At 36.0% G+C, this 23,391-nt stretch carries 23 protein-coding genes and 2 pseudogenes; 21 read left to right on the forward strand and 4 right to left on the reverse strand.

All coding sequences use genetic code 11. The features are described 5' to 3' along the window. Nucleotide 1: 1 nt before the first annotated feature. The 21 genes and pseudogenes from OPR44_RS03815 to topA all read left to right on the forward strand — a co-directional run bounded on the left by OPR44_RS03815 (nt 2) and on the right by topA (nt 17,738). Nucleotides 2-1,498 (forward strand): ankyrin repeat domain-containing protein, encoded by a 1,497-nt coding sequence (locus OPR44_RS03815; protein ID WP_265015382.1) that lies wholly within the window; start codon nt 2-4, stop codon nt 1,496-1,498. After that, nucleotides 1,495-3,331 (forward strand): annotated as a pseudogene (locus OPR44_RS03820) (phage terminase large subunit family protein). Before OPR44_RS03815 ends, OPR44_RS03820 begins: the two are co-directional and overlap by 4 nt. Continuing rightward, nucleotides 3,321-3,545 (forward strand): gpW family head-tail joining protein, encoded by a 225-nt coding sequence (locus tag OPR44_RS03825; protein ID WP_047759508.1) that lies wholly within the window; start codon nt 3,321-3,323, stop codon nt 3,543-3,545. Before OPR44_RS03820 ends, OPR44_RS03825 begins: the two are co-directional and overlap by 11 nt. After that, a pseudogene (locus OPR44_RS03830) lies at nt 3,546-4,949 on the forward strand (phage portal protein). A 14-nt stretch (nt 4,950-4,963) separates the two neighbouring features. Then, nucleotides 4,964-6,025 (forward strand): S49 family peptidase, encoded by a 1,062-nt coding sequence (locus OPR44_RS03835; protein ID WP_265014740.1) that lies wholly within the window; start codon nt 4,964-4,966, stop codon nt 6,023-6,025. 76 nt (nt 6,026-6,101) lie between these two features. Then, nucleotides 6,102-6,476 carry a head decoration protein gene (locus tag OPR44_RS03840; RefSeq protein ID WP_265015383.1) on the forward strand — a complete coding sequence of 125 codons (375 nt, stop codon included), beginning with the start codon at nt 6,102-6,104 and terminating at the stop codon, nt 6,474-6,476. 38 nt (nt 6,477-6,514) lie between these two features. Further along, nucleotides 6,515-7,519: a major capsid protein gene (locus OPR44_RS03845; protein WP_265015384.1), complete on the forward strand. Its 1,005-nt coding sequence runs from the start codon at nt 6,515-6,517 to the stop codon at nt 7,517-7,519. Nucleotides 7,520-7,602: 83 nt separating this feature from the next. Further along, nucleotides 7,603-7,908 carry a head-tail joining protein gene (locus OPR44_RS03850; RefSeq protein WP_019236397.1) on the forward strand — a complete coding sequence of 102 codons (306 nt, stop codon included), beginning with the start codon at nt 7,603-7,605 and terminating at the stop codon, nt 7,906-7,908. After that, on the forward strand, nt 7,909-8,397 hold the full coding sequence (locus OPR44_RS03855; protein ID WP_019236396.1) for a phage tail protein: 489 nt from the start codon (nt 7,909-7,911) through the stop codon (nt 8,395-8,397). Between the two features lie 9 nt (nt 8,398-8,406). Next, complete coding sequence (locus tag OPR44_RS03860; protein ID WP_015588266.1) at nt 8,407-8,889, forward strand: hypothetical protein; 483 nt, start codon at nt 8,407-8,409, stop codon at nt 8,887-8,889. Next, entirely contained in the window at nt 8,876-9,340 is a 465-nt protein-coding gene (locus OPR44_RS03865) for a phage baseplate assembly protein V (RefSeq protein ID WP_019236395.1), read from the forward strand. The genes OPR44_RS03860 and OPR44_RS03865 overlap by 14 nt, the downstream gene beginning before the upstream one ends. Before the next feature lie 8 nt (nt 9,341-9,348). Beyond that, on the forward strand, nt 9,349-9,603 hold the full coding sequence (locus OPR44_RS03870; protein WP_019236394.1) for a PAAR domain-containing protein: 255 nt from the start codon (nt 9,349-9,351) through the stop codon (nt 9,601-9,603). Between the two features lie 2 nt (nt 9,604-9,605). Beyond that, a complete protein-coding gene (locus OPR44_RS03875) occupies nt 9,606-9,941 on the forward strand; it encodes a GPW/gp25 family protein (RefSeq protein WP_019236393.1) in 336 nt (111 codons plus the stop codon). Nucleotides 9,942-9,943: 2 nt separating this feature from the next. Beyond that, nucleotides 9,944-10,735 carry a baseplate assembly protein gene (locus OPR44_RS03880; protein WP_019236392.1) on the forward strand — a complete coding sequence of 264 codons (792 nt, stop codon included), beginning with the start codon at nt 9,944-9,946 and terminating at the stop codon, nt 10,733-10,735. Further along, nucleotides 10,735-11,889: a phage tail protein gene (locus OPR44_RS03885; protein ID WP_265015385.1), complete on the forward strand. Its 1,155-nt coding sequence runs from the start codon at nt 10,735-10,737 to the stop codon at nt 11,887-11,889. The genes OPR44_RS03880 and OPR44_RS03885 overlap by 1 nt, the downstream gene beginning before the upstream one ends. Before the next feature lie 168 nt (nt 11,890-12,057). Continuing rightward, complete coding sequence (locus tag OPR44_RS03890; RefSeq protein ID WP_265015386.1) at nt 12,058-12,759, forward strand: ankyrin repeat domain-containing protein; 702 nt, start codon at nt 12,058-12,060, stop codon at nt 12,757-12,759. Nucleotides 12,760-12,778: 19 nt separating this feature from the next. Then, a complete protein-coding gene (locus tag OPR44_RS03895) occupies nt 12,779-13,240 on the forward strand; it encodes an ankyrin repeat domain-containing protein (RefSeq protein ID WP_262986671.1) in 462 nt (153 codons plus the stop codon). A 76-nt stretch (nt 13,241-13,316) separates the two neighbouring features. Further along, entirely contained in the window at nt 13,317-13,622 is a 306-nt protein-coding gene (locus OPR44_RS03900) for a hypothetical protein (RefSeq protein ID WP_265015387.1), read from the forward strand. After that, nucleotides 13,531-14,460 carry a recombinase family protein gene (locus OPR44_RS03905; RefSeq protein ID WP_265015388.1) on the forward strand — a complete coding sequence of 310 codons (930 nt, stop codon included), beginning with the start codon at nt 13,531-13,533 and terminating at the stop codon, nt 14,458-14,460. The genes OPR44_RS03900 and OPR44_RS03905 overlap by 92 nt, the downstream gene beginning before the upstream one ends. Nucleotides 14,461-14,462: 2 nt before the next feature. Continuing rightward, complete coding sequence (locus tag OPR44_RS03910; RefSeq protein WP_265015389.1) at nt 14,463-15,215, forward strand: recombinase zinc ribbon domain-containing protein; 753 nt, start codon at nt 14,463-14,465, stop codon at nt 15,213-15,215. Between the two features lie 72 nt (nt 15,216-15,287). Next, nucleotides 15,288-17,738 carry a type I DNA topoisomerase gene (gene topA, locus OPR44_RS03915; RefSeq protein ID WP_265015390.1) on the forward strand — a complete coding sequence of 817 codons (2,451 nt, stop codon included), beginning with the start codon at nt 15,288-15,290 and terminating at the stop codon, nt 17,736-17,738. Nucleotides 17,739-17,922: 184 nt separating this feature from the next. On the opposite strand, the gene OPR44_RS03920 is transcribed toward topA, so the two are convergent. The 4 genes from OPR44_RS03920 to OPR44_RS03935 form a co-directional block, all read right to left on the reverse strand. Continuing rightward, nucleotides 17,923-18,735, reverse strand: coding sequence for a P44/Msp2 family outer membrane protein (locus OPR44_RS03920; protein ID WP_265015391.1), 813 nt, complete (start codon nt 18,733-18,735; stop codon nt 17,923-17,925). A gap of 100 nt (nt 18,736-18,835) precedes the next feature. Continuing rightward, entirely contained in the window at nt 18,836-20,854 is a 2,019-nt protein-coding gene (locus tag OPR44_RS03925) for a type IV secretory system conjugative DNA transfer family protein (protein WP_265015392.1), read from the reverse strand. A gap of 30 nt (nt 20,855-20,884) precedes the next feature. Next, the gene (gene virB11 / locus OPR44_RS03930) at nt 20,885-21,877 is read right to left on the reverse strand and encodes a P-type DNA transfer ATPase VirB11 (protein ID WP_264377965.1); all 993 of its coding nucleotides are present in this window, start codon (nt 21,875-21,877) and stop codon (nt 20,885-20,887) included. A gap of 1 nt (nt 21,878) precedes the next feature. Then, the gene (locus OPR44_RS03935) at nt 21,879-23,387 is read right to left on the reverse strand and encodes a TrbI/VirB10 family protein (RefSeq protein ID WP_265015393.1); all 1,509 of its coding nucleotides are present in this window, start codon (nt 23,385-23,387) and stop codon (nt 21,879-21,881) included. Nucleotides 23,388-23,391 lie beyond the last annotated feature (4 nt).

The raw sequence follows: 23,391 nt of genomic DNA on the forward strand, positions 1-23,391 counted from the left end.
AATGTCTGCTCACTTAAGTTTAGAATTAATAAAGTGCCTCATTAATCAACCTGGATTAGATGTTAATGTTAGAAGATTAAATGGCAAGACACCACTACATTGCGCTATAGAATTTGACGAATTAAGCATGGTGGATTTGTTACTAACAAAGAAGAATATTAATCCTTTTGTTGAAGACAATGAAGGCAAAACCTCTTTAGATTATGCAAAAGAAGGTGAAAAGACAAGGATATTAGAGGCATTAGTCAATAATAAATATGGCTCTGAGGAAGATAGCTTACTTCATTTAGCTGCAATGATAGGTGAAGTTAATGCAGTTAGATATTTGATAGGAAAAGGTATTGACGTTAATATACGAAATGCTCTGCATCATACGCCATTACATTTGGCAGCTGGTATTGGACATGTAGAAGTTGTAAAGATTTTAGTAAGAGAAGGAAATGCTGAAATAGATGTCTTTGATGCACGAAATCAGACACCAATGCACTATGCAGTTAATAATAAAAAGTTGGAGATAGTAAAGTTACTGCTGAAGCTTGGAGCAGATGTAAATAGCACGCGCATGGGACAAAACTCAATGAAATTGTCGCCTGTGCATATAGCTGTAAGTAATACTAATTATGATGAAAGAGACTTATGTCTTGATATCCTCAAATCCTTAATAAAGGAGCCTAATGCTCAAGTCAATTTGCAAGACTATGAAAATAAAACACCACTACATTATGCTGAAAGACTTAAAACAATAGAAGTTTTACTAACGCGAGAAGATATAGATCCATTGGTAAAAGACGATAGCGGCAAGACACCATTTGATTACGCTAAACCTGAGATAAAGAAGGCTTTGATAAGTAATAAATACGGTTCTGAAAAGAATAGTCTACTCCATTTAGCTGCACAAAGAGGAGAAATTGAGATTGTAGAGTCTATTTTAAAAGAAGAAATTGATATTGACGTTTCAAATAATAAAGGTCTATCACCGATTTACCTTGCTGCAGAAAAAGGGCATTTACATGTAGTAAAGTTACTGCTGAAAAAAGGAGCAAATTACACACCTGTTTTGCATTTAGCAATCAAGTCAAATAATTTAGAGTTACTTAAAGCTTTGTTTAAAGAAAAGAACGTCAAATTACCAGACGAAAGGAGAGTATCTGTAATAAATTCACCAGTTTATTGTGCTCTGAATAGGTGTATAGAACATAGAGAAGTAAAAGTAAGAAAATACAATAATGTGATCTGCATTTTTACTTCAGTAAGTGCAGTAGCAATGGCAGCATATATAGGGTTAACAGCAACAACAATAAGCAGTGCAATCATTTTTGCAACAATAACAGGGGTATTTGCGCTTATTATAGCACTAATGATAAGTGAGATGAGCAAAAGATATATAGAAAAAGAGTTTCAGAAAAAGATGTTTATGGAATTGGAGGAGTGTGGAGGAATAAACTCTACTGTTAACAATATTGAGATAGAACCAATTATGAGTAAATGCAGACAATGATATACGCTAGAGCTTTTTCTGAAGGTTTAAAACCAGATCCAGAGCTTAAAGTATCAGAGTGGGCAAATGAGTATCGAGTTTTAGCGCCAACTGCAGCGTCAGAGCCAGGTAAATGGAGAACGGAAAGAACTCCTTATTTAAAAGAAATCATGGATTCACTATCTCCTTCTTCACCGGCTGAAAAAGTAGTATTCATGAAAGGAGCGCAGATTGGGGGAACAGAAGCTGGCAACAATTGGATTGGCTATATCATCGATCAAACACCAGGACCAATGCTAGTAGTACAGCCAACAGTCGAAATGGGAAAACGTTGGTCGAAGGGAAGATTTGCACCGTTGATAGAGAGTACACCATGTTTAAAGAGTAAAGTAAAAGACCCAAGATCAAGAGACTCAGGCAATACTGTACAAAGTAAGGAGTTTCCAGGTGGAATAGTAGTAATAACTGGAGCGAATAGCAGTGTAGGACTTAGATCCATGCCAGTAAAATATCTCTTTCTTGATGAAATAGATGCCTATCCAGGAGATTCAGGAGGAGAAGGAGATCCAGTGCTGCTCAGTATTGCCCGAACTAATACATTTGCAAGGCGAAAGATTTTTTTAGTGTCAACACCAACGATTCATGGAATAAGCAGAATTGAAAAGGAATTTGAAGCAACAGATAAGAGATATTTTTTTGTACCATGTCCATATTGTAATTACTATCAAGTTCTAAAATGGTCACAAATAAAATGGGAAAATAACGATTCGAAAACAGCACATTATGTCTGCACTGAATGTAGCGGCAAAATAGAAAATCATCAAAAGACAGAGATGCTTGAGCGTGGAGAATGGAGACCTACTAATAGAGTAAAAGGTGAGAAAAAAGGATTTCATCTTTCAAGTCTTTATAGTCCAGTTGGCTGGTATAGTTGGCAACAAGCAGTAGAAGATTTTCTCCATGCCAAAGAAAGTGAACAATTACTAAAAGTTTGGATAAATACAACGCTTGGAGAAACCTGGGTAGACAAAGGAGAAGTACCGGACTGGAAGTCAATTATTTAACAGGAGAGAATCTTATCAAATTGGCACAGTACCAAAGGGTGAAGTAGTTCTCACAGCAGGAGTAGATGTACAAAAAGATCGGTTAGAAGTAGAAGTTGTAGCATGGGGAAAAAGCCGCGAAAGTTGGTCAATAGACTACCGAGTATTTGAAGGAGATACTGGGAGTGGGGAAGTATGGGGAAAGCTTTCGGAGCTTCTGAGTCATCATTTTATCGGTGAAAATGGGCTTGAATATATGATAAGTATGATGGCAGTAGATGCAGGATATGCAACACAAGAAGTATACAATTGGGTAAGAGGTCATCAAGGATCTGGAAGAGTAATGGCAGTCAAAGGTGTAAATAAAGCACTAGTGCCGCTTAGCAGCCCAAGTAGAGTTGATATAACAGTTGGTGGTCAAAAGCTAAAGAGAGGAATAAAGCTATGGCCAGTAGGAGTATCGATATTAAAGTCAGAACTTTTTCAATTACTTAATGTTTTAAAGGACGGTGAAGAAGCTCCAGCAGGATACTGTCATTTTCCCGAGTATGCGCCTGAATATTTCAAGCAGTTAACGGCAGAGCAATTAGTCAGCAAGGTAGTGAAAGGATACACCAAACAAGAGTGGCAGAAGGTAAGAGAAAGAAATGAAGTACTGGATTGCCGAATTTATGCGAGAGCAGCATCTATTGCGCTTGGAATTGATCGTTGGCCAGAGAGTAAATGGAATAGTTTGAGTGGAAAAATGGAAAGCAAAAAGCCTAAAAAAGTAAGACAGAGTAAGTGGCTTGGTAATCAAAATGTACAGTGAAGGATATTTAACTCAAGTTGAGAAAGCAATTCAAAAACTGCAAAGCGGAGAAAGAGTTGTCTCAATTGCATATGGTGACCATGTTGTGCGGTACGGGGAAGTTCAAATAAAGGATTTATTGGAGCTCAGGCAACGAATAAAAGCGGGGTTAAAAGTTGCAGGCATGAGGCCAAAGAGGAAAATTGTTTTTTCAACGAGTAAAGGAATTTTATAAATGCTGCTAAAAACCTTCAAGCAATTATTTAACAAACAAAAGATAAAAAGCTCAGCCTGGGACGCTGCAGGGTCAGGAAGAAGGGTAATGTATTGGCAACCGGAGAAAAGTAGTATAAACAGCTTACTCTCTCAAAGCCTTGAGCACTTACGTAGTCGATCACGTGATATGGTGAGAAAAAATCCATATGCAGCAAATATAATTGATACAATAGTAAGTAACTCTATTGGAACAGGAATAAAACCACAATCAAAAGCAAGAGATGGAGAATTTCGAAAGAAGGTGCAAGAATTATGGCTAAGATGGACAGATGAAGCAGACAGTAGTGGAGTAAGTGATTTTTATGGATTACAAGCTCTAGTATGCAGAAGTATGATAGAGGGAGGAGAATGTTTTGTACGTTTAAGAACGAGAAAGCTGGAAGATAGATTTTCTGTGCCATTACAACTGCAAGTACTTGAGTCTGAACATTTAGACAATAAAACAAATCAAACTTTAGCAAATGGTAATGTAATAAGAAACGGGATTGAATTTAACAGGCTTGGTCAAAGAGAGGCATATTACTTATTTAGAGAACATCCAGGAGAAAGCTCGTTTGGTGAATCAGTGAGAGTGCCAGCAAATGATGTTTTACATATCTATAGACCATTAAGACCTGGGCAAATTAGAGGAGAGCCATGGCTTTCGAGTATACTGCTAAAGCTCTATGAACTTGATCAATATGATGATGCAGAATTAGTACGAAAAAAGACTGCAGCAATGTTTGCGGGATTTATTACGAGACTCGATCCTGAAGCAAATATTTTAGGAGAAGGTGAAAGTAATGAGCAAGGAGTAGCACTGTCTGGATTGGAACCTGGAACAATGCAGCTTTTAGACCCAGGAGAAGACATAAAATTTTCAGAGCCGTCAGATGTTGGAGGAAGTTATGAAGCATTCATGAGACAGCAACTGAGGGCAATAGCAATAGGTACAGGAATAACATATGAGCAGCTAACAGGAGATTTAACCGGTGTTAATTACTCATCAATCAGAGCTGGATTAATAGAGTTCCGTCGTCGATGCGCTATGCTGCAACACAACATTATAGTATTTCAATTTTGCAGACCAGTATGGAGTAGATGGCTAGAGTTAGCAGTACTTTCTGGAGAACTGAGTACAGATGAAAAAGTAGTGAAAGAAGAAGTAAAATGGATACCACAGGGATTTGATTAGGTGGATCCACTGAAAGACCAGCAATCGCAGCAAATGGCAGTAAGGAATGGATTTAAGAGTCGATCGGAAGTAGTATCAGAAATGGGTTACGATGTAGAAGAAATTGACCAAGAAATAGCAGAAGATCAAAAGCGTGCTGATTCTCTCAACCTTTTCTTTGATTCTGATGTCAGGACACAAACAAAATAAGTCTCGTTTACTTTATGGAAATTTTACAAACCAACTGGCTATGTAGGCCGATGATGATAGAGCAAAAAAGCTTTGACCTGTTGTCACTATATAACGGAAAACAACCTATCTTGAAAAATATAAAACATGCAGTAAATCAGAATATAGAAAAAACAGCAGTAATAGCAATACATGGAATTTTGACCAAAAAACCAGGGGCTTTTGACGATTTTCTGGGAATGACATCATATGAGAAAATTCAAGAAGAAATAGAAGAAGCATTATCAAACAAAGATATAGAAACTATTCTGCTTGATATAGATAGTCCAGGAGGAGAAGTAAACGGTATATTTGACCTAGCTGATTTTATTTATGAATCAAGAGCAAAAAAGAGGATAATAGCAATAGCAAATGATGATGCATATTCTGCTGCATACGCTATAGCCTCTAGCGCTGAAAAGGTATTTGTGAGTAGAACTTCAGGAGTAGGAAGTATTGGAGTAATAGCAAGTCACATAGATCAAAGTAGGTTTGATGAAAGGCAAGGTATTAAGTATACCACAATCTTTGCTGGTAGTCGAAAGAATGATTTAAACCCGCATGAGCCAATGACGTCTGAAAGTTTAGAAAGCTTACAAAAAGAAGTAGGCCGACTATATGAAATGTTTTTACAGCTAATAGCAAGGAACAGAGGTCTTTCAATTGAAAAGATTCGATCAACGGAAGCAGGGCTTTACTTTGGTGAAAATGCAGTAGAAATAGGTCTTGCAGATGGAGTTACAACATTTTTTGAATTTATCAATAATCATAAAAGTAGGAGTGTTAGTATGACAACTAATGAGTTAACTGATGAAGGCTACGAAAACTGTCGTAGAGAAATTTTAGAGATAATAAGATTATGTAATGTATCAAAGATGCCAGAAAAGATAGGAGAATTTATTGAGCAAAGCGTAAGTGTTGAGCAAGCAAGGGAAGTTTTAATGGAGTTACTTGCAGAGCGAACAGCAAAAGCTGAGATTTTCAGCGCTTTACCACAAAATTCATCAGAAGATTTGATGATACAAGTAGCTAAAGCTCGAGCGCAATCAAGTATTTAAGTTTTCTTATAACCGCCGCGTACAACAACTACAAACATGGCGGTAAACTAAAGGAAAAAAAAGGAGAAAAGAAAATATGACATGTATAACTGAACAAAATAATCTGGGTGACTTATTAAAGTATGAGGCATCAAGTCTATATTCAAGAGACCAAATAACTGTAGCGAAAGGTCAAAATATTAAACTTGGTACAGTAGTTGCCAAGAAGACAGATGATGGTTTTATTAGAGTGCTGAACCCCACTGGAACAGACGGCACACAAACAGCAGTAGGAGTAATTACAACCGATATACATAGCAAAGATTCTGATATGAAAGGAGTAATTATTACTCGCAGTGCAATGCTAGCAGATCATGCAATTGTGTGGCCAGCAAATATCACTGAAGAGCAAAAAGCTGCAGCAATAAAGCAACTTGAAGCACGAGGGATCATTATCCGCAAGGAAGCTTAAAAAAAACTATTAAAAATACAAAAGGGGGAAAAGAAAAAATGCAAAATCCATTTACAAATACAGCATTTAGCATGACGGCACTAACAAATGCGATGAATATATTGCCGATAAATTATGGACGTGTTGAAAATTTAAATTTATTTCCAAATAGGTCAGTAAGATTTAGACATATTACAATAGAAGAACATAACGGAGTTTTAAGTTTACTACCAACGCAAGTTCCAGGAGCACCAGCAACAGTAGGAAAAAGAGGAAAAAGAAAGGTAAGAACGTTTACGATTCCGCATATTCCACATGATGATGTAGTGTTACCAGAGGAAGTACAGGGAATAAGGGCATTTGGATCAGAAAGTGAACTGAAAGCGCTGGCGGATGTAATAACCGATCATTTACAGCTAATGAGAAACAAACATGCAATAACATTAGAGCATTTGCGAATGGGAGCGCTCAAAGGAATAATTTTAGATGCTGATGGGTCAGAATTATTAAATCTGTATAACGAATTTGAAATAACACCAAAAGTAGTAAATTTTGCCCTTGGAACAGCAACAACTGACGTAAAACGTAAGTGTCTGGAAGTACTCCGGCATATAGAAGATAATCTAAGTGGTGAATATATGACCGGAATTCATGCCTTGGTAAGCCCTGAGTTTTTTGATGCATTAACTTCGCATAGTAAAGTGAAAGAAGCATATGAAAGATGGCAAGAAGGAGCAGCGCTAAGGAATGATATGAGGTCAGGATTTACATTCTGTGGAATAACATTTGAGGAATATAGAGTGCAAGCAACTGATCCTGAAGGAACGGTGAGAAGATTTATAGAAAGAGATACAGGGCACTGTTTTCCAGTAGGAACAGCAAGTACATTTACAACATATTTTGCACCAGCAGATTTTAATGAAACGGTAAACACTCTCGGACAGCCACTATATGCAAAACAAGAGCCAAGGAGGTTTGATAGAGGGACCGATTTACATACGCAGTCAAATCCTCTACCAATGTGCCACCGCCCGGCCGTTTTGGTCAAGATCGTTGCAGCATAGGTAGAGCAAATATAAAGCGGTGTGAGGCAGAAGAATGCTTTACCTCTTCTTAGAATATAAATGTTAGTATATAGAGGAGAAACGTGCAAGAGAATATTAAGAGATTATTTAAAGATTGTTTTGCCCATTTAGGAGAAGTGGCTTTATATAAATCAAAGGATAAGTCATATATGGTACAGGTGTTAAAGCAAGAGCCAGATAAATTATACGAGATTGGTGAAGGGCAATTTGTAGGAGAAACTTTAGTGTTGGAAATAAGTGCGTTTGATGTACTGCAGCCAATTGTAGGAGATATTTTTGTTATAGGTGACCGTAAATATAAAGTATATTCTCCACCGCTGCAAGATAATTCAGGAATGGTATGGAAAATTCGAGCGTCAGGAGTATAAATGCGTATTAACACCGGTAGTATTATACAAAGTATAGATGCTGAAAGGAAAAAAGTGGAAAAAGTGACGGTGAGTGCATTAAACAAAACAGCAATATGGCTAAAATCAAAAGCAGCTAAGGAAATTAGTGAGGAAAAGAGAATAAAATTAAGTTTGATAAGAAAGAGATTAAGAATTTTTAAAGCAAAAACAAGCAGATTAGAAGTGTTAATTAGAGCAAATCTCTACGACATTAGAGCATCGACAATTGGCAAAATACAAAAAACAAGAAGAGGATCGAAAGTAGGAAAGCATGAGTTTATAGGAGGATTTGCAGCAGTTATGCCAAAAGGAAATAGCGGTATGTTTAAACGTGAAGGAAGGGCAGCATTGCCAATAAAGGAAGTTAAGTTGCCACTCGAACCTGAGGCTTCAAGGATAATAGGGAATCTTGTTAATTATGAAGTTGAAAAGGTATTTGAAAAATATTTTATACATTACATGAGTTAAATTATATGCATGACAAAGTTCTGGAAAGATTTACATAAAGCAATTTGCAGCACACTTAAGGAAGAAATACTGGCTATACAGACATGTGAAATTTATCCAGCAATAAGGAAAGAATTAGTAGCGCCAGCGGTGTTTGTAGAACTAACAAGTTTAGAACCAGGTAAAGATGCAGGTACTGATGAATTAGCATTGAAAGCCAGGTTTGAGGCGAGGATTGTAGTTGATGGAACAGTAGAGGATTCCTCGGTAGTTGTTAGAACATTAGCTGCTGAGGTTGCGAGAGTAGTAAATAAAAATACTTGGAATGTGGAAAATGTTTCACCAGGAGAATTTATCTCTGCGGAAATTGACGGATTTAGGCCAGAGCTCGATGCATATTTAGTGTGGATGGTTGATTGGAGTCATCAGCTTCATTTAGGTAAATCAGTATGGGAAGAGGGGAAAATTAAACCACATACAATAAACGTAGGAAATATAAATGTTGGATCATAGTTTTGCGATTTCAGAGCTGAATAGGAAGCTAGCAAACGTTATTCGTATAGGAATTGTAAAAGAAATAGATTATGAAAAAGCAAAAGTAAGAGTGAAAATAGGAGATATTGTAACAGATTATCTGCCATGGATAACAAGCAAAGCAGGAAAAGATAGAGATTGGTCTCCTCCAGATATCGATGAACAAGTAATGGTATTTTCTCCTCTTGGTGAACTATCATTAGGAGTGGTATTAGGAGGAATATATCAGGAAAAATACTCTGCACCAGAGAATAAAAAAGAAATAAATAGTGTGAAGTTTCAGGATGGAACAAGATTGTTATATGATAAAGAGAAGCATCATTTAGAGATTGAAGTAGTAGACAAAATAACATTGAAAGCTGGAGGATCGAGTATAGAGATGACAAAGAGTGAAATAAAACTGAAAGCAGATAAAATAGAACTTAATTAATTGGAAAAATGAATAAATCAGTTGTGCGAGTAGGAGATTATTGTGCAGAAGCAACACCACATTTTTGCATTAGCGGCAGTAATAATGTTTTTGTGAATGGTAAGCCAGTTTGCCGTAAAGGAGATAATTTTACAGAAGGAAGAGTATTAACTGAAGGATCAAAAACAGTGTTTGCAAATGGTCTTGGTATAGGAAGAGTAGAAGATATAGTTTCATGTGGATTTAAAGTAATAAAAGGCAGTGAAACCGTGTTTGCAGGCTAAAAATGAAAGGAATGGATGCTAAAAGAGGGAAAGAATTAAAAGGAATAGAGCACTTGAAGCAATCAATAGTTGATATTTTGACTACTCCGAAAGGTAGTAGAATTATGAGAAGAGATTATGGCTCAAGATTATTTGAATTGGTGGATAAGCCAATAAATAGAGATTTAACTTTGGAAATCTATGCAGCAACAGCAGAAGCACTGGGGAAATTTGAGAAGAGATTTAAGTTAGAAAAAGTAAAGATTGCTGAAGCTAAAGAAGGAAAAATGACTCTTGTACTTGAAGGTATGTATCTTTCAGAAGGCAAATTCATAGGTATTAGTGGAGTAGTTGTTTAGAAATGCAGACATCTAATATTATTGAAAAACTAAGCTATGAGGAAATCTTTTCGAGAATGAAGGAAGAATTGGTCCGTAGAGATGAAACCTTTTCAGCGTTAGTAGAATCCGATCCAGCAATAAAGATTCTGGAGGTAGCAGCATGGCGAGAACTTCTGCTCAGAGAAAGAATAAACGAAGCAATAAAAAGTAATTTATTTAAATTTGCGACAGGAGAAGATCTTGATAATTTGGCTGAATTTTATGGAGTAGAGAGAGAAAAAGAAGAAGATGATGAACGATTTAGAAAAAGAATCAAAGCAAAAATAAAGGGGTGGTCAACAGGAGGAAATTATCGTTATCATGCACTTTCGGCAGATAGAAGAGTAAAGGATGCGCTAGTAGAATCACCTATACCAGGGAAAGTACAAATTTCAATCTTATCAACAGAATTATCCACAACTGGCATAGTGTTAGAAGAGCTACTAGAAATTGTAAAAAAGCAGGTTACTAGGGATGATATAAGTGTTTTAACAGATACGATAACAGTAATTGGTTGCAATATTACGGAAATAGATATTCACAGCAGAATGAGCATAAATCCTGTAATATCAGAGGAAGAAATCAAGAAGCAGTTTATTAAGAAGTTTGAAGCAAATAGAAGACTGGGATGGAATGTTACAAGATCATGGATAATAGCAAATCTATTTGTAGAGGGTGTAGAAAATGTGGAATTAATCGAGCCAAGAGAGGATGTTATGGTGCTAGGTAACGAGTGTGCAAATTTGAGAAATTTAAAGATTGAGTTGAATTAATGTTACTGCCACCAAACGCAACAAAGCAAGAGCAAGCATTGGTTGATGCAACAGATTATAAGGTTGATCCAAGCTGTATAAGAGGGTTTAAATTTAGATTAGAAGAAAAAACATTGCCGTGGTTGATTGAGGAATATGGTTTAGAAGAGATACTGCGTTGGGTAAAAGATAGAAGAAAAGCCGTAATAGAAGGAGTAAAATTTCAAAGACTGAGAGGAACTCCAGCATCACTAAAAATAGCACTAAAATGGGCAAATATAGAAGATATTAAAATTATCGAAGAACCACCTGGTAAACATTTTTTTGAGTTGCAAGTAGGGATAAAAGATGTTCCAAATGACTTCTTCGTAGATGCAGTAGTAGAGCTGGCAAAACTATCACTGCCTGTAAGATCCAGATTGATGAGGATTTTTAACGATTATTATAATGCGCAGAGATTTATATTGGATGAGAGTTTATTTGGAGATCTTCTTTCTGATTATTCAGGGGTAAAAATAGAAAAAGATGGACCAGTGTTATCATTTGGAAGAGTAAATTTTTTCAGGTCTAGTGGTCCAGTTATTAGCATTATAGAAAACTATCTACGCGATCATTATGAACGAGCTTTAAGCAATGATATATATCGCCTAGATGTAGCAATCCTTGGAGAAACCGAGCCTCACACAAAGAATTATAACGGTATTTATGAAAGAAATCATTTGTGGTACAACTTAAAAGCACTATATCCATTACCACAGAGTTTATTACCATCGATTAAATTTGCAAAAGCGCAGATAGTATTATCAGACAGTTGGGATTTAGGAGACATAAATACGTGCTTTCCAGTTAGTAGCGTAGAAGAAAGAGGAAATAAATTTGTATTGGGAAGCGATAAACTTTCAGGGCAATATTGGAATTTAAAACACAAGCCAATTTTAGAAAGATTTAGCGTTACTCACAACTATAAAGTAGAAAATTATACAGATCAGAAGGTCAGAAAATATGTTTTAGCAGAACACAACATTTACTATAAAAACGATTTAGAGCAAAAAGATTCAATACACGAATTAGAAAATTACATTTTAGTATTTTATCCAGGAGTACTGAAGTGGCACGAACATCGACATTTGCACAGAAGTTGGAAAAGTAGTCAAGTAATATCTCTAATAAGCTAAGCATTTATATTTAGATCCTCATATATTATATTAATAATAGGTAAAAGTGTATGAAATAAAAAGAAAAAGACTTGCTTTCTTATGCTAAAATAGACATGACTTGAATAGCAGCAGGTAAATATAAGAAATTTATCTGACGCTAGAAAAGCTAATTTTGTGAGGTATGAAATGAGTTTTAGCAAGAGTAAGTTTTTTAAAGAAGTATCAAGTAACGATATTAATAAAAGAAATGAAGAAGGAGAGACGATATTGCACCAAGCAGTAGAAATCTCCGATTACACAACAGTGAGGTTATTAATAAAAAAAGGGGCAGAGGTTAATGCAAGAGATAAAAATGGTTATACACCTCTGCACTGTGCAGTATTCGCAAAAAGTTTAGAAAATGTAAAAGTGCTGCTAAGAGAAGGAGCAGAAGTAAATGCCACTCAATATGTCACTGGATGTACGCCACTCCACTCTGCGTGCAAAGGAGCAGGAGTTGAAATAATAAAAGAGCTAGTAAAAGCAGGAGCTGAAGTTAATCAACTGAATAAGTACGGCGCAACGCCAATGTATTACATCTGGGAAAGTGAAAAGTATCGTCTATGTGATAGCAAAGAGAGTGAAAAGGCGAGTAAATTTTTGAGAGAAAAAGGAGGAATAACAAAAAGTAGAGAACTGACGTGCTATGGAATAGAGGGGCTAGTGGGAGAAATAGCAGACATGTTGAATGGAAGCTACATGCCGGAGCTAAAAATAATAGAGATAGGAGAAATAAGGAAGAGAGACAAATCGCTAATAAAGAAAGAATGTCAAAATTTAGCAAGCAAGATAATCAGCCAAGTGAATGCAATGATAGATGAGGTGGTAAAAAGGAAGGCTTGGGTTTAAAGAAAAGGTGGGGTAAGTTATGGTAAAGCTGGGTAAAAAAGATGAGTCACTATTAGAGAACTCGTTTAAAAATATTTATGAAAGAGACGAAAAAGGAAGAACAGCTCTACATTATGCAGTAGAGGTAAAAATAGTGAGGTTATTAATCGAAAAAGGAGTAGATGTGAATGCAGCAGATGTAAGAGGACATACAGCACTGCATCTAGCGATAACGGAGAAGCGTCTAGAAACAGTTAGAGAATTGATAAAATCAGGAGGGAATGTAAATGCTGAAGAGTATGGCAATAAATGCACTCCGCTGCATCTTGCATGTATGGTAGGAGAAAAAGAAATAGTGGAGGAGCTAGTAAAAGCAGGGGCTGAAATAGAGCAAGCAGATAAATTTGGAATAACAGCGATGGATTATGCAAAAAATAGCAAAGAAATAGCCGAGGTATTAAAGAAGGAAACAGAGAAAATGGAAAGTTTGTTAAAAAAATAAGAGTCGTATCAGAAAGCGCAACAGCAGTTGGCAAAGGAAGGGCTAGACCAAATTTGAAGGCTGTAGCTGATAAAAGTTGGTCTTTTTCATAAGAATAAATGGATTGATGGAAAAAAGGAGTGGTAAGGCTCCTTGCACTACAAAAACATTTGCAGGAGAAACTATGAGAAAAAGAACATTAACTTGCCGATACGAGCCAGATGAATTAGCGGAACAATATCTAGCAGACGCCTATGAGCTGTTACTAAGGTATGCGGTAAAAAGAAACAATGAAAAGGAGATAAAGAAAAATGATAACAGTGGCCTTATATGCAAGAGTTTCATCGAAGAGTCAAGCGCAGAACAATACAATAGAGAGTCAAATTGCCGAGCTCAAGCATAGAATTGCTGCAGATAAGCATGAGTTATTGAATGAGTATGAATTTAAGGATGATGGGCTTAGTGGGTGGAGTTTAGAACGTGAAGGTTTAGATGCATTACGTGATAAAGTAGGAGAAGATCAAATTGATAAAATTTATATTCATTCACCTGACCGACTATCAAGAAAATCTGCACATCAAATGATACTACTTGATGAATTTGAAAAAGCAGGAGTAGAAGTAATATTCTTAAATCATAAGACTGAAAATAATCCAGAGTCTAAATTGTTATTGGGAATGCAAGGATTAGTGGCAGAATATGAGTGTACAAAGATTATGGAACGTAGTCGTAGGGGAAAACTCCATAGAGCAAAAAAAGGCTGTGTAAGTGTAATTGGCATTGCACCTTTTGGTTATAATCGTATAAAGCATGTAGATAGAGAAAAGACAAAGTTTGAAATAAATGAAGAGGAAGCAAAAATAGTAAAGCAGATATTCATGTGGGTAGGGCAAGAGAGAATAAGTATAAGGGAAGTGATACGTAGACTAAGAGATAAGTCAATTAGAACAAGAACTGGAAAGAAGGTGTGGTGTCCAATAATAATTTGGAAGGTATTAAGAAATCCAGCATATAAAGGACAAGCAGCGTTTGGTAAATTAAAGAGGGTTGAAAAAAGAGAAAGAAATAAACAAAAGGTTTCTATCTGTCGCACAGATGAGGACAGCTGGATTTATATACCAGTACCAAAAATAGTTGATGAAGGGTTATTTAATAAAGTACAAAAGCAACTGGATGAAAATAGAAAAAGAGCAAGGATGCAGAGAGAGGGAGAAAAAAGAAATATCTATTACAAGGTCTAGTTGTGTGTCAAAACTGTGGATATGCGTATAGTGGTGCACAATGTGGAGTTGAGGGAAAAAAGTTTAGCTATTATCGCTGTAGTAGTACTATACGTATTACTGATGGTAGGGAGAAGTGTACTAATAAATTGGTCCGTACAGATATGTTAGAAACAGCTATATGGGAAAAGGTGAAAAATTTACTAAAAAACCCAGAGATAATAAAAAATGAGTATCACCGTAGAATTGCAGAAAATAAAAATGATGAATCATCAGATAAGAAGTTTGCAAGAAGGGAAAATCAAATAAAACAAGGCATCGAAAAGTTAATGGAAGACTATTATAGTCAAGAAAATGTAGGAGATAAAGGATATATAAGTGAGGAAGAATTTAAACAGACGATAAAAAGAATGAGGGAACGCTTAAGAGGGATAGAAGAAGAGAAGAAAAAGGTAGTTGATCAAAAAGCAATAGAGAAGGGAATGAACCTTATCATCAACAGTATAAAGAGTCTTTATTCCAGTGTAAAATCTAATTTGGAACAGCTAGATTGGCAAACTAAGCGTGGCATCATTAAAGCATTAGTAGAACGAATTCAGATTGGTTATGATCAGGTAGAAGTGGCGTTTAGAATCGAAGAACCAGCACAGGATGGAGAGATTTTTAATTTGCAACATTGTACTGGACGTCATGGTAAGGGAGTTGGGAAAATTTGTAAAGTAGGCTCTTTCATTAGGTTTTTTGCTAACATTAAAACAATTCACTTAAAAAACTGAGAAGACCATTAAAATATTTTTTTACTTTTTATTCTATATATTTCAACATATTACCTTTAAGTACTAATAATTATGGCATTATTGATAGTTGAGTCGCCGGCAAAGGCAAAGACGATAGGTAAATATTTGAGTAAAGAATTCAAAGTGGCTGCATCCTTTGGCCACGTCAGAGATCTGCCAGCGAAAAATGGTTCTGTTGATCCTGATAATGACTTTACCATGAAGTATGAGATTATTGAAAAAGCAGAAAAGTATGTAAAAGAGTTAGTCAAGGAAGCTAGTAAAACATCAGATATATACCTTGCAACAGATCCAGACAGAGAAGGAGAAGCAATAGCTTGGAATGTGATAGAGGCACTAAAGGAAAGAAAAGCAATCAATGATGAAAGCAACATTCATAGAGTAGTCTTTAACGAAATAACAAAAAGAGCAGTGCAAGAAGCTATAAAAAATCCACGTGAAATTAATATGGACTTAGTGCGTGCACAGCAAGCACGCAGAGCTTTGGATTATCTAGTTGGATTTAGCTTGTCACCGCTGCTGTGGACAAAATTGTCGGGAAGCAAATCTGCAGGGCGAGTGCAGTCTGTTGCATTAAAGCTTATATGCGAACGAGAGGATAAAATCAGTAAGTTTATAACACAGGAGTATTGGAGCATAAAGGCAGAAATGCAAAATAGCAAAGATGAGGCTTTTTTTGCTATGCCAAGCCACTATGACAATAAAAAGCTAGAAAAATTTGATATTAAAAATGAAGAAGAGGCAAAGAACTTAGTCAGGGAGATCGAGTCAAGGCAGTATGCTGTAAGCACAGTAGAACGCAAGCAAGTTAAGAGAAACCCGCTTCCTCCATTTATCACCTCAAGTCTTCAGCAAGATGCAGTGAATAAACTGTATTTTAATGTGAAAAATGTTATGCGAGTAGCGCAAAATTTATATGAAGGTATCAATATTGGTGGTGAAACCGTAGGGTTGATAACTTACATGCGTACAGATGGGTTTCATATTGCAGATGAGGCTATAAACTCAATCAGGAGATCAATTAAGTCATTATATGGTGATAAATATTTACCGCAGTCTCCTCGTAAATATGTAAAAAAGGTCAAAAATGCTCAAGAAGCACATGAAGCAATCCGGCCAACTGATATTAATAGAACACCGGGTAGTATTAAGGATTACTTAACGCCAGAGCAATTTAAATTGTACGATTTAATCTGGAAAAGAACCATCGCAAGTCAAATGGAATCGGCGATTCTTGATCAAGTGGTAGTTGGAATTAGTTCTATTGACCAGAAAGTGATTCTGCGAGCAAGTGGATCAAGTATATTCTTTGATGGTTTTTATAAAGTCTATCAAGATAACATGGAAGCCGAAAATGAAGGCCTGCTACCTGCCATGAAGGAAGAGGAAGCGTGCAAGTTGATTTCTGTTGATCCGAAACAGCACTTTACTCAACCGCCACCTCGTTATAGTGAAGCGAGTATAGTAAAAAAAATGGAAGAAGTCGGTATAGGTCGCCCATCAACTTATGCAACAATTATTTCGGTATTACAAGATCGTGAATATGTTTCATTGGATAACAAAAGATTTATTCCAAGCAGCCGCGGTAAGATCGTGACTATATTTTTGGAAACTTTTTTTCAGCGTTGTGTAGAGTATGACTTTACAGCACAAATGGAAGAAAGGCTTGATTCAATCTCAAATGGACATGCAGATTGGAAAAAAGAACTAGGCTATTTTTGGGTGCCATTTTTTAATCATGTAAATGATGTTAAGCAAATGACACATGATGAGATTTTTAGTGGTATTCATGATTTGGTAGTCAATTGGTTTTGCTCAGAGGAAGGAAAGGAAGAAATAGGTAAAAAATGTCCTAATTGCTCTGGTGGTATATTGAAATTAAATTTTGGAAAAGCCGGTGTGTTTCTTGGATGTTCTAACTATCCTGCATGCAATCATACAAAAGAAATTACGGGCAGTAATGACAATTCAGAATATCCAAAAAGTTTGGGTATAGATGATGTGACAGGCCAAGAGGTAATGATCAAAAAAGGTCCTTTTGGACTTTATCTGGAGTTTAATAGTGAGTCGGAAAAGAAAAAAAAGATTTCTGTACCAAAAGATATAAATGTTAATGATATTGATCTAAATACCGCCACTCGATTACTTTCCCTGCCGAAAATAATCGGAGAACACCCAGAAACTGGAAAGGAAGTAAAAATAGGTCTTGGACGATTTGGGTACTATATTCTCTATGATGGTCGATACTTTTCTCTTAAAAAAAGCTCTAAGGAGGTATTAGACACACAATTAAACGAAGCTATACAAATTATTGAGAGCAGCCCACGCAAAGAGCTAAAATCTCTTGGTTTTAATGAAAAGGGAAAAGAAGTTTTTATCTGCAACGGTAGGTACGGATTCTATATAAAATGCGGTAAAACAAACGTTGCTTTGGGCAAGAATGCAGATATTGAAAGTATAGATCTGAAGAAGGCTTTAGAGTTAATTAAGAATAAAAAGTAGACTTCTTGCATAACCATTCTTTATATGTTCTTTATTGTTGTTCCAGCGCTACACGCTGGAACTGAGAAAAAAGAGCCTGAATTACAAGAAAGAAAATATTCAGATAACGAGAAAGTTGTCACCTGGTTAGCAGCTACAGTCGTGTGACGCAGACGTGCTACCAGGAAAATAGTCTCTATCAGAGTTAAGCTTTGCTTGCAAAATGAAAAGTAAGACCAGCTTCTATACCGTGTGTGTGAAAAAAGCCATTCTGTATGGTAGTAGTCATTTTATTATCACCTGTTTGTTGAGCCATTTTGTTTGTTTTAGCATCCAACTTTAAAGTTTCCGGTTTGTATTCACTGCTACCAATAACACCAAAACCTCTATATCCGATATGCATATTTACATCTTCATTTATATGATAATCAAAGCCAGCCTTTAATTGACCTGCAGGTCTTATTGACGATGTTTCAAACATTGTCATTCTTGTTGCACCAACTCCAATACCAACATAAGGAGAAAAAGAGAAACTCTCACTTTTCCAATGATGATAAACATTTGCCATTACAGATATGTTCTCAATTTTGTCATGGTTAATAATTGATCCATATTGATTGCCGCCTTCTGTGTACGATATTGTCATCTGGCCGCTTGTTAAACCAACATTATCCACTTTCACGGAAGAATACATTCCTTCTAATTCAGCTCTATAGCTATTATTACCTAATTCCCCTGTATAACCAAGTGCTACATTTGCAGCAAAAGGTGGATTATAATCTCCTTCATACTTGTTTAGTAGCTGACCTTCTGTACTCTGAGCACCCCTGTCATTTACAGATACCTTATTGGCATCTGTAGCATCTTTACTTCCAATTTTTGCTTTCAACTTACCAAAGTTCAAATATTGACCGTAATATCTAGTACCAAAGTAAAATCCTTCCGTTTCACTTGCAAAAGATTGTTGTGACAACAATAAAGCAAGTGCTGTAACTGCTAATGTTTTTTTACTCATCATGACTATTCCTCTAGTTAAAATAGCTAATCTAGTACTAATTAATTTAAAATGATTTAATATGAAAAAACTAATTATTTTCTAAGCTAAAAAATAGGTAAAATTAACCTCTATCCTCGATTTTATTGCCGTCTAGTTTGTCCTCATCTTCAAATTCATCATCATCGTCAAATTCATCCTTACTGTCTTCATCATCAAACCCATCATCGTCTTCCTCATCATCAAAACCATCACCACCTTCAAATTTATCATCAATATCCTCGTCTTCAAATCCATCTTCAATCTCTGGCTCATCGTATACTGAATCTTCAGTTTTAGCCTCAACAGGATAATCAGCAGCTTCAATAGCATTACTCTCTTCTTCATTACTAATCTTATCTTTGTTAGCAGCAGAAAAGACCTTGTTTGGATCATATGGCTCTTGTGTAGGCACACGTGTTGGTTTAATCAGCCTTCTTGTGAATGTGCTATCACTATAGTAAAAAATTTTCTTTGACTTAATTGGATAAGTCGATTCTATCAAAATTATTTGATCATCACGTGGCAGCATAATAATTTCTTGAGGTAAGAGCAATGCTCTCTGTGTTTCAGAGATATGCAATGATCTTGATGCAGGATTCAAGTCTAAAAATTTAGGTTTATTTAATGATTCTTGTTGTACAGTTTTGTTTCCTATAAGCTGAGATATCAAATTAGCCGTTTCAATATTATTGGCTGCAAAAGTTATTCTATAGGTTGAGTTTGATAAAAAGGAGTTCATTCCTGCTTCTTCATATATTCCTTTAAGCTGTTCAGTATCTTGAACAATTAAAAATAACCTTACTCGATAGCCACGAAAGTATGCGATGCCCGTTTGAAATTGCTCCATTTTTCCAAGTGTTGGAAACTCATCCATTAAAAATAATACGCCGTAAGGCTCGTCATCCGATGGCAATTTTCTACATAAAAACTCAGTTGCCTGTTGGTAAAAAACCTGCATTAAAGGCCTGAGCCTAGTTAAGTTATCAGGAGTTAAACCAACATAAACTGTAGTTTTCTTCCTTTTAAAATCCAAAATATTAAAATCACTTGATGCAGTTGCAGTATCGATCAATGGGTTTGCCCACAATTCAAGAGACGAGTTCATAGTTGACACAACACCTGATCTTTCTTTGTCAGCCTTTTGCAAAAAAGCTGCTATGTTCATATACGCTACCGGATGTATTATTTTACCCATTGTGTCCAAAACTACAGCAAGATTGTAAACTACGTCATCGCTACGCATCGTACGCACAACCTCACCAAAAGATTTAACTTTCTCTGGTGCAGCAAGTAAATATAGTACCACCCCAACAAATAAGCTTCTTGCTTCGTTTTGCCAAAAATCTTGTTCAGGCATGATTAGGTTAGCTATTTTTTGCACATCGTCAACCATCTGTCCAGGTTTTTCACTAATCCATTCCAGTGGATTATAACAATGGCTTACCCCATCTGGCTGCGCTGGGTTCCATACATATACTTTTTGTCCTTGTCGCTCTCGCCAACCACTTGTTATTTCATAGTTTTCTAATTTTATATCATGCACAATTACCGAATCATTCCAAAATAACAAATTAGGAATTACAAAACCAACACCTTTACCAGAGCCTGTAGGTGCAAAGAGCAACGCATGCTGAAACCCATCAGCAATAAAATATCCTCTCTTATCTTTACCAAGCAATAGACCTTTTTTGCTTCTTAATCCCGCTTTTCGTATGTCTTTCTCTGATGCCCACTGTGAATCTCCATGAAGTGATTCTTTCTTTTTAAATGGCCGCCACTCAATTAGTCTTTCTCTCACATTCCACAAAATAATCATCAAAACAATTTGAGGCAGTAGAGAAGATACAACTAATTTAATTTTGAGCTCAAAGCTATATAGCTCTAGATGATGCCAACAATATTGTATATGATCAAAAATTGTCGGCCAGAGAGCTTGAGGAAAAGGTGTCAAGCTAGGATTAATTGCTCTAAAATCTACACCATCTGGACCGTCAACAAACAGGTAGAATAATATACCAGACAAATAGAAGCAAAATTCAAGTATGCTAAAAGATACTACACCTCCTATGAGAATATTGCGTAGGTGATTTCCATTACTCATAAACTACTTTTTCTTAACTTACGTATAAATTTAAGTATTTTCATTTGAAGATCTAGTAAATAATATTTCAGAAATGCTTCTTTTGCCTCCACTGGTTCTTTTTAGCTGAATAACAATATCAATTACATTTCTAATGTATGGTATGATCTGATCTGGGGGAATTCCAAGATTTGCTTGCATAACCATAAGTTTTATTTGCTCAAGAGCCATTGCCGGACTATCCGCATGAAGAGTTGATATTGACCCTGGGTGGCCAGTGTTTATTGCTCTAAGAAAACTAAAAGCTTCTGCTCCACGCAGCTCACCAACTATTATTCTATCTGGTCTTAAACGTAAACATGCCTCTATCAAATCTTGAGTGGTCACTTTTGCCCTGCCTTGCCCTCCTTTAGAAGCAATTAAATGTACTTTATTGGGATGATCATTCAAAACTATCTCTCTTGCATCTTCAACAGTAATAATTCTTTCTTCAGATGGAATAGCACGCAAAGTAGCATTAGTAAAAGTGGTTTTACCAGTGGAAGTTCCACCACTAATTATGATATTTTTCTTATTTATTACAGCATATTCTAAAAACTCTTTTATTTTTTTTTGTTTTAGTAGCAAATCTAGGTGACGATCTACTGGATTATCGGTGACTCCTATAACAGTTTCAGAAAAAGCCCCCATTTTTTCATAATCATCCAATGCCAATTGCATAGAAGAAGGTTTACGAATTGAAATGACTACTTTATCAGGCTCACATGCTGGAGGAAACACTATCTGTATACGATAACCATTTGGTAATGTAGCTGAAAGCAGCGGTGTCTCTTCGCTCAGTTTTTGTTCTGTAGCTTGAGCAATCAACCTGCTAAGAGATTTTAAATGATTAAGATCAAATATTTCTAACTTTTCGCATCTTATTTCACCGCGATTTTCAATCCATACTTCCTTCGGTTTATTTATTGATATTTCATTTACACCTTCCTCTTGAAATATCCCTTGTAATGGCTCCAAGTATGTATCAAGTGCAGCATAGTTCATTTCAGTTATTTAATATTGACTGTGGAGGAAATACTATATCTTGGTTAACAAATACTTTCAATGCAGTTCCTTGATTAACATAAATAGTTGTTTTTTTATCTACACTCCTATCAACTATATCTCGCATGTCTTTGGAAAAATCATTAATTGATTTTTCAATTGCACTTTCATAAACTGACTTACTTTTTTTCTGAATTTGCTTTAATAATGCCTTCACATCTTCTAAAGTAATAGGGATATCCTCTTCAGTAACTTTTTGACCTGCAAGTGCTGTGCTTAGAACCTTCGCGATCTCTTCTTTCATGATCTCAAATAAATTTTGCTCGCTAGAAGCATCTTGAATTCTACTAATAGCTCTAGGACCTAATTTCCATTCTTCTTTTTTAACGGCTTTAATTGCTGTTTTAATATCACCTTCCCCCAATCCATTTACAATCACTTCTTTGAAAGAGAAAATGTCTATTTCAGTGCCAATGATAGATTTTACTGCGTCCATAACAGTTAACACATCGACAATATTAGAAGCCTTTTGTCCTATAATAGCTGAGCCAATTGAGATACTGGCAAGTGCTACTGAAGAAAACAACGCACTTGCTATTTTATTATCAACTATTCCAGCTATCCCTGCCCTTCCAATCTCATCGGTACCAGATGATGCAATAGCAACATCTATACCATGAGGAAGAATGATCCTATTCCAATTTATGTTCACGCGGGCTTTTGCAACATTTAAGTCGAATGAATAACCACCTATTAACCTTGAACCTTTTGGTATTAAAATTGTATCACCAGTTTCTGCATAAACGTCTCTACTAACAACAGCACGGAGCATTCCTTGTAAGTCAGAACTTATTGCAGTTTCAAGAATAGCGTCAATAACTTTACCTTGAATAATCATTAAACCAAGCTTTCCTACTTTGGTAGCTTTGCTCGATTGTGCTGAGGTATTGGATAAAACAGCATCTGTAGCTTTACCTTCCCCACTACTACCTAAAATTGCTAACATTTGTGCACTACGTCTGTCTCTAGGATAACCGCCACCCCCTATTGTAGGAAATGAAGTAGGCAAATTGCTAATAACATTACCAGAAGGAAAATTTTGCTTTGGTAAAACAGGTATATTTGACAAGGGAATTTCTTTTAGTTGCTCTTCTTTTTTTGTCACTTCCTCTTTTTTGATTTGTTTTACTTCTGGTATGACTTGTGGAATAGGAAGAGGAGGTAAGGGTGGCAAGAGATCAGTTACTACTCTTTCGGAAACTATTGCATTATCTGGAACTTGTTCTAACTTTCCTTTCAATTCTTGAATGTTTTGCTTTGTTTCCTCTTTTTTAACAATCTCTGGACCCTCTTTATTAGAAGAACTAAAATAAAGATAGTACACTCCACCAACTAAGAGCGCTACCATAACTATCATCAATGCCTTATAACCTTGATTAGAACCAACTGTTACTACCTTGCTTTCTATCTCTGATTCATCTTCTACACTATTATGCCTTTCTTTACTCATATTA

It is taken from the genome of Wolbachia endosymbiont (group B) of Camptogramma bilineatum (genome assembly GCF_947251825.1).
Taxonomy (GTDB): domain Bacteria; phylum Pseudomonadota; class Alphaproteobacteria; order Rickettsiales; family Anaplasmataceae; genus Wolbachia.

What these genes read in the sequence shown, in the direction of transcription:
- OPR44_RS03885 (WP_265015385.1), top strand. Translation starts at nt 10,735, where the DNA reads ATGTTACTGCCACCAAACGCAACAAAGCAAGAGCAAGCATTGGTTGAT.
- OPR44_RS03835 (WP_265014740.1), top strand. Translation starts at nt 4,964, where the DNA reads ATGGAAATTTTACAAACCAACTGGCTATGTAGGCCGATGATGATAGAG.
- OPR44_RS03875 (WP_019236393.1), top strand. Translation starts at nt 9,606, where the DNA reads ATGAAAGGAATGGATGCTAAAAGAGGGAAAGAATTAAAAGGAATAGAG.
- OPR44_RS03895 (WP_262986671.1), top strand. Translation starts at nt 12,779, where the DNA reads ATGGTAAAGCTGGGTAAAAAAGATGAGTCACTATTAGAGAACTCGTTT.
- OPR44_RS03935 (WP_265015393.1), bottom strand. Translation starts at nt 23,387, where the DNA reads ATGAGTAAAGAAAGGCATAATAGTGTAGAAGATGAATCAGAGATAGAA.
- OPR44_RS03815 (WP_265015382.1), top strand. Translation starts at nt 2, where the DNA reads ATGTCTGCTCACTTAAGTTTAGAATTAATAAAGTGCCTCATTAATCAA.
- OPR44_RS03845 (WP_265015384.1), top strand. Translation starts at nt 6,515, where the DNA reads ATGCAAAATCCATTTACAAATACAGCATTTAGCATGACGGCACTAACA.
- OPR44_RS03840 (WP_265015383.1), top strand. Translation starts at nt 6,102, where the DNA reads ATGACATGTATAACTGAACAAAATAATCTGGGTGACTTATTAAAGTAT.
- OPR44_RS03920 (WP_265015391.1), bottom strand. Translation starts at nt 18,735, where the DNA reads ATGATGAGTAAAAAAACATTAGCAGTTACAGCACTTGCTTTATTGTTG.
- OPR44_RS03860 (WP_015588266.1), top strand. Translation starts at nt 8,407, where the DNA reads ATGACAAAGTTCTGGAAAGATTTACATAAAGCAATTTGCAGCACACTT.
- topA (WP_265015390.1), top strand. Translation starts at nt 15,288, where the DNA reads ATGGCATTATTGATAGTTGAGTCGCCGGCAAAGGCAAAGACGATAGGT.
- OPR44_RS03905 (WP_265015388.1), top strand. Translation starts at nt 13,531, where the DNA reads ATGATAACAGTGGCCTTATATGCAAGAGTTTCATCGAAGAGTCAAGCG.
- OPR44_RS03825 (WP_047759508.1), top strand. Translation starts at nt 3,321, where the DNA reads ATGTACAGTGAAGGATATTTAACTCAAGTTGAGAAAGCAATTCAAAAA.
- virB11 (WP_264377965.1), bottom strand. Translation starts at nt 21,877, where the DNA reads ATGAACTATGCTGCACTTGATACATACTTGGAGCCATTACAAGGGATA.
- OPR44_RS03880 (WP_019236392.1), top strand. Translation starts at nt 9,944, where the DNA reads ATGCAGACATCTAATATTATTGAAAAACTAAGCTATGAGGAAATCTTT.
- OPR44_RS03870 (WP_019236394.1), top strand. Translation starts at nt 9,349, where the DNA reads ATGAATAAATCAGTTGTGCGAGTAGGAGATTATTGTGCAGAAGCAACA.
- OPR44_RS03855 (WP_019236396.1), top strand. Translation starts at nt 7,909, where the DNA reads ATGCGTATTAACACCGGTAGTATTATACAAAGTATAGATGCTGAAAGG.
- OPR44_RS03925 (WP_265015392.1), bottom strand. Translation starts at nt 20,854, where the DNA reads ATGAGTAATGGAAATCACCTACGCAATATTCTCATAGGAGGTGTAGTA.
- OPR44_RS03865 (WP_019236395.1), top strand. Translation starts at nt 8,876, where the DNA reads ATGTTGGATCATAGTTTTGCGATTTCAGAGCTGAATAGGAAGCTAGCA.
- OPR44_RS03890 (WP_265015386.1), top strand. Translation starts at nt 12,058, where the DNA reads ATGAGTTTTAGCAAGAGTAAGTTTTTTAAAGAAGTATCAAGTAACGAT.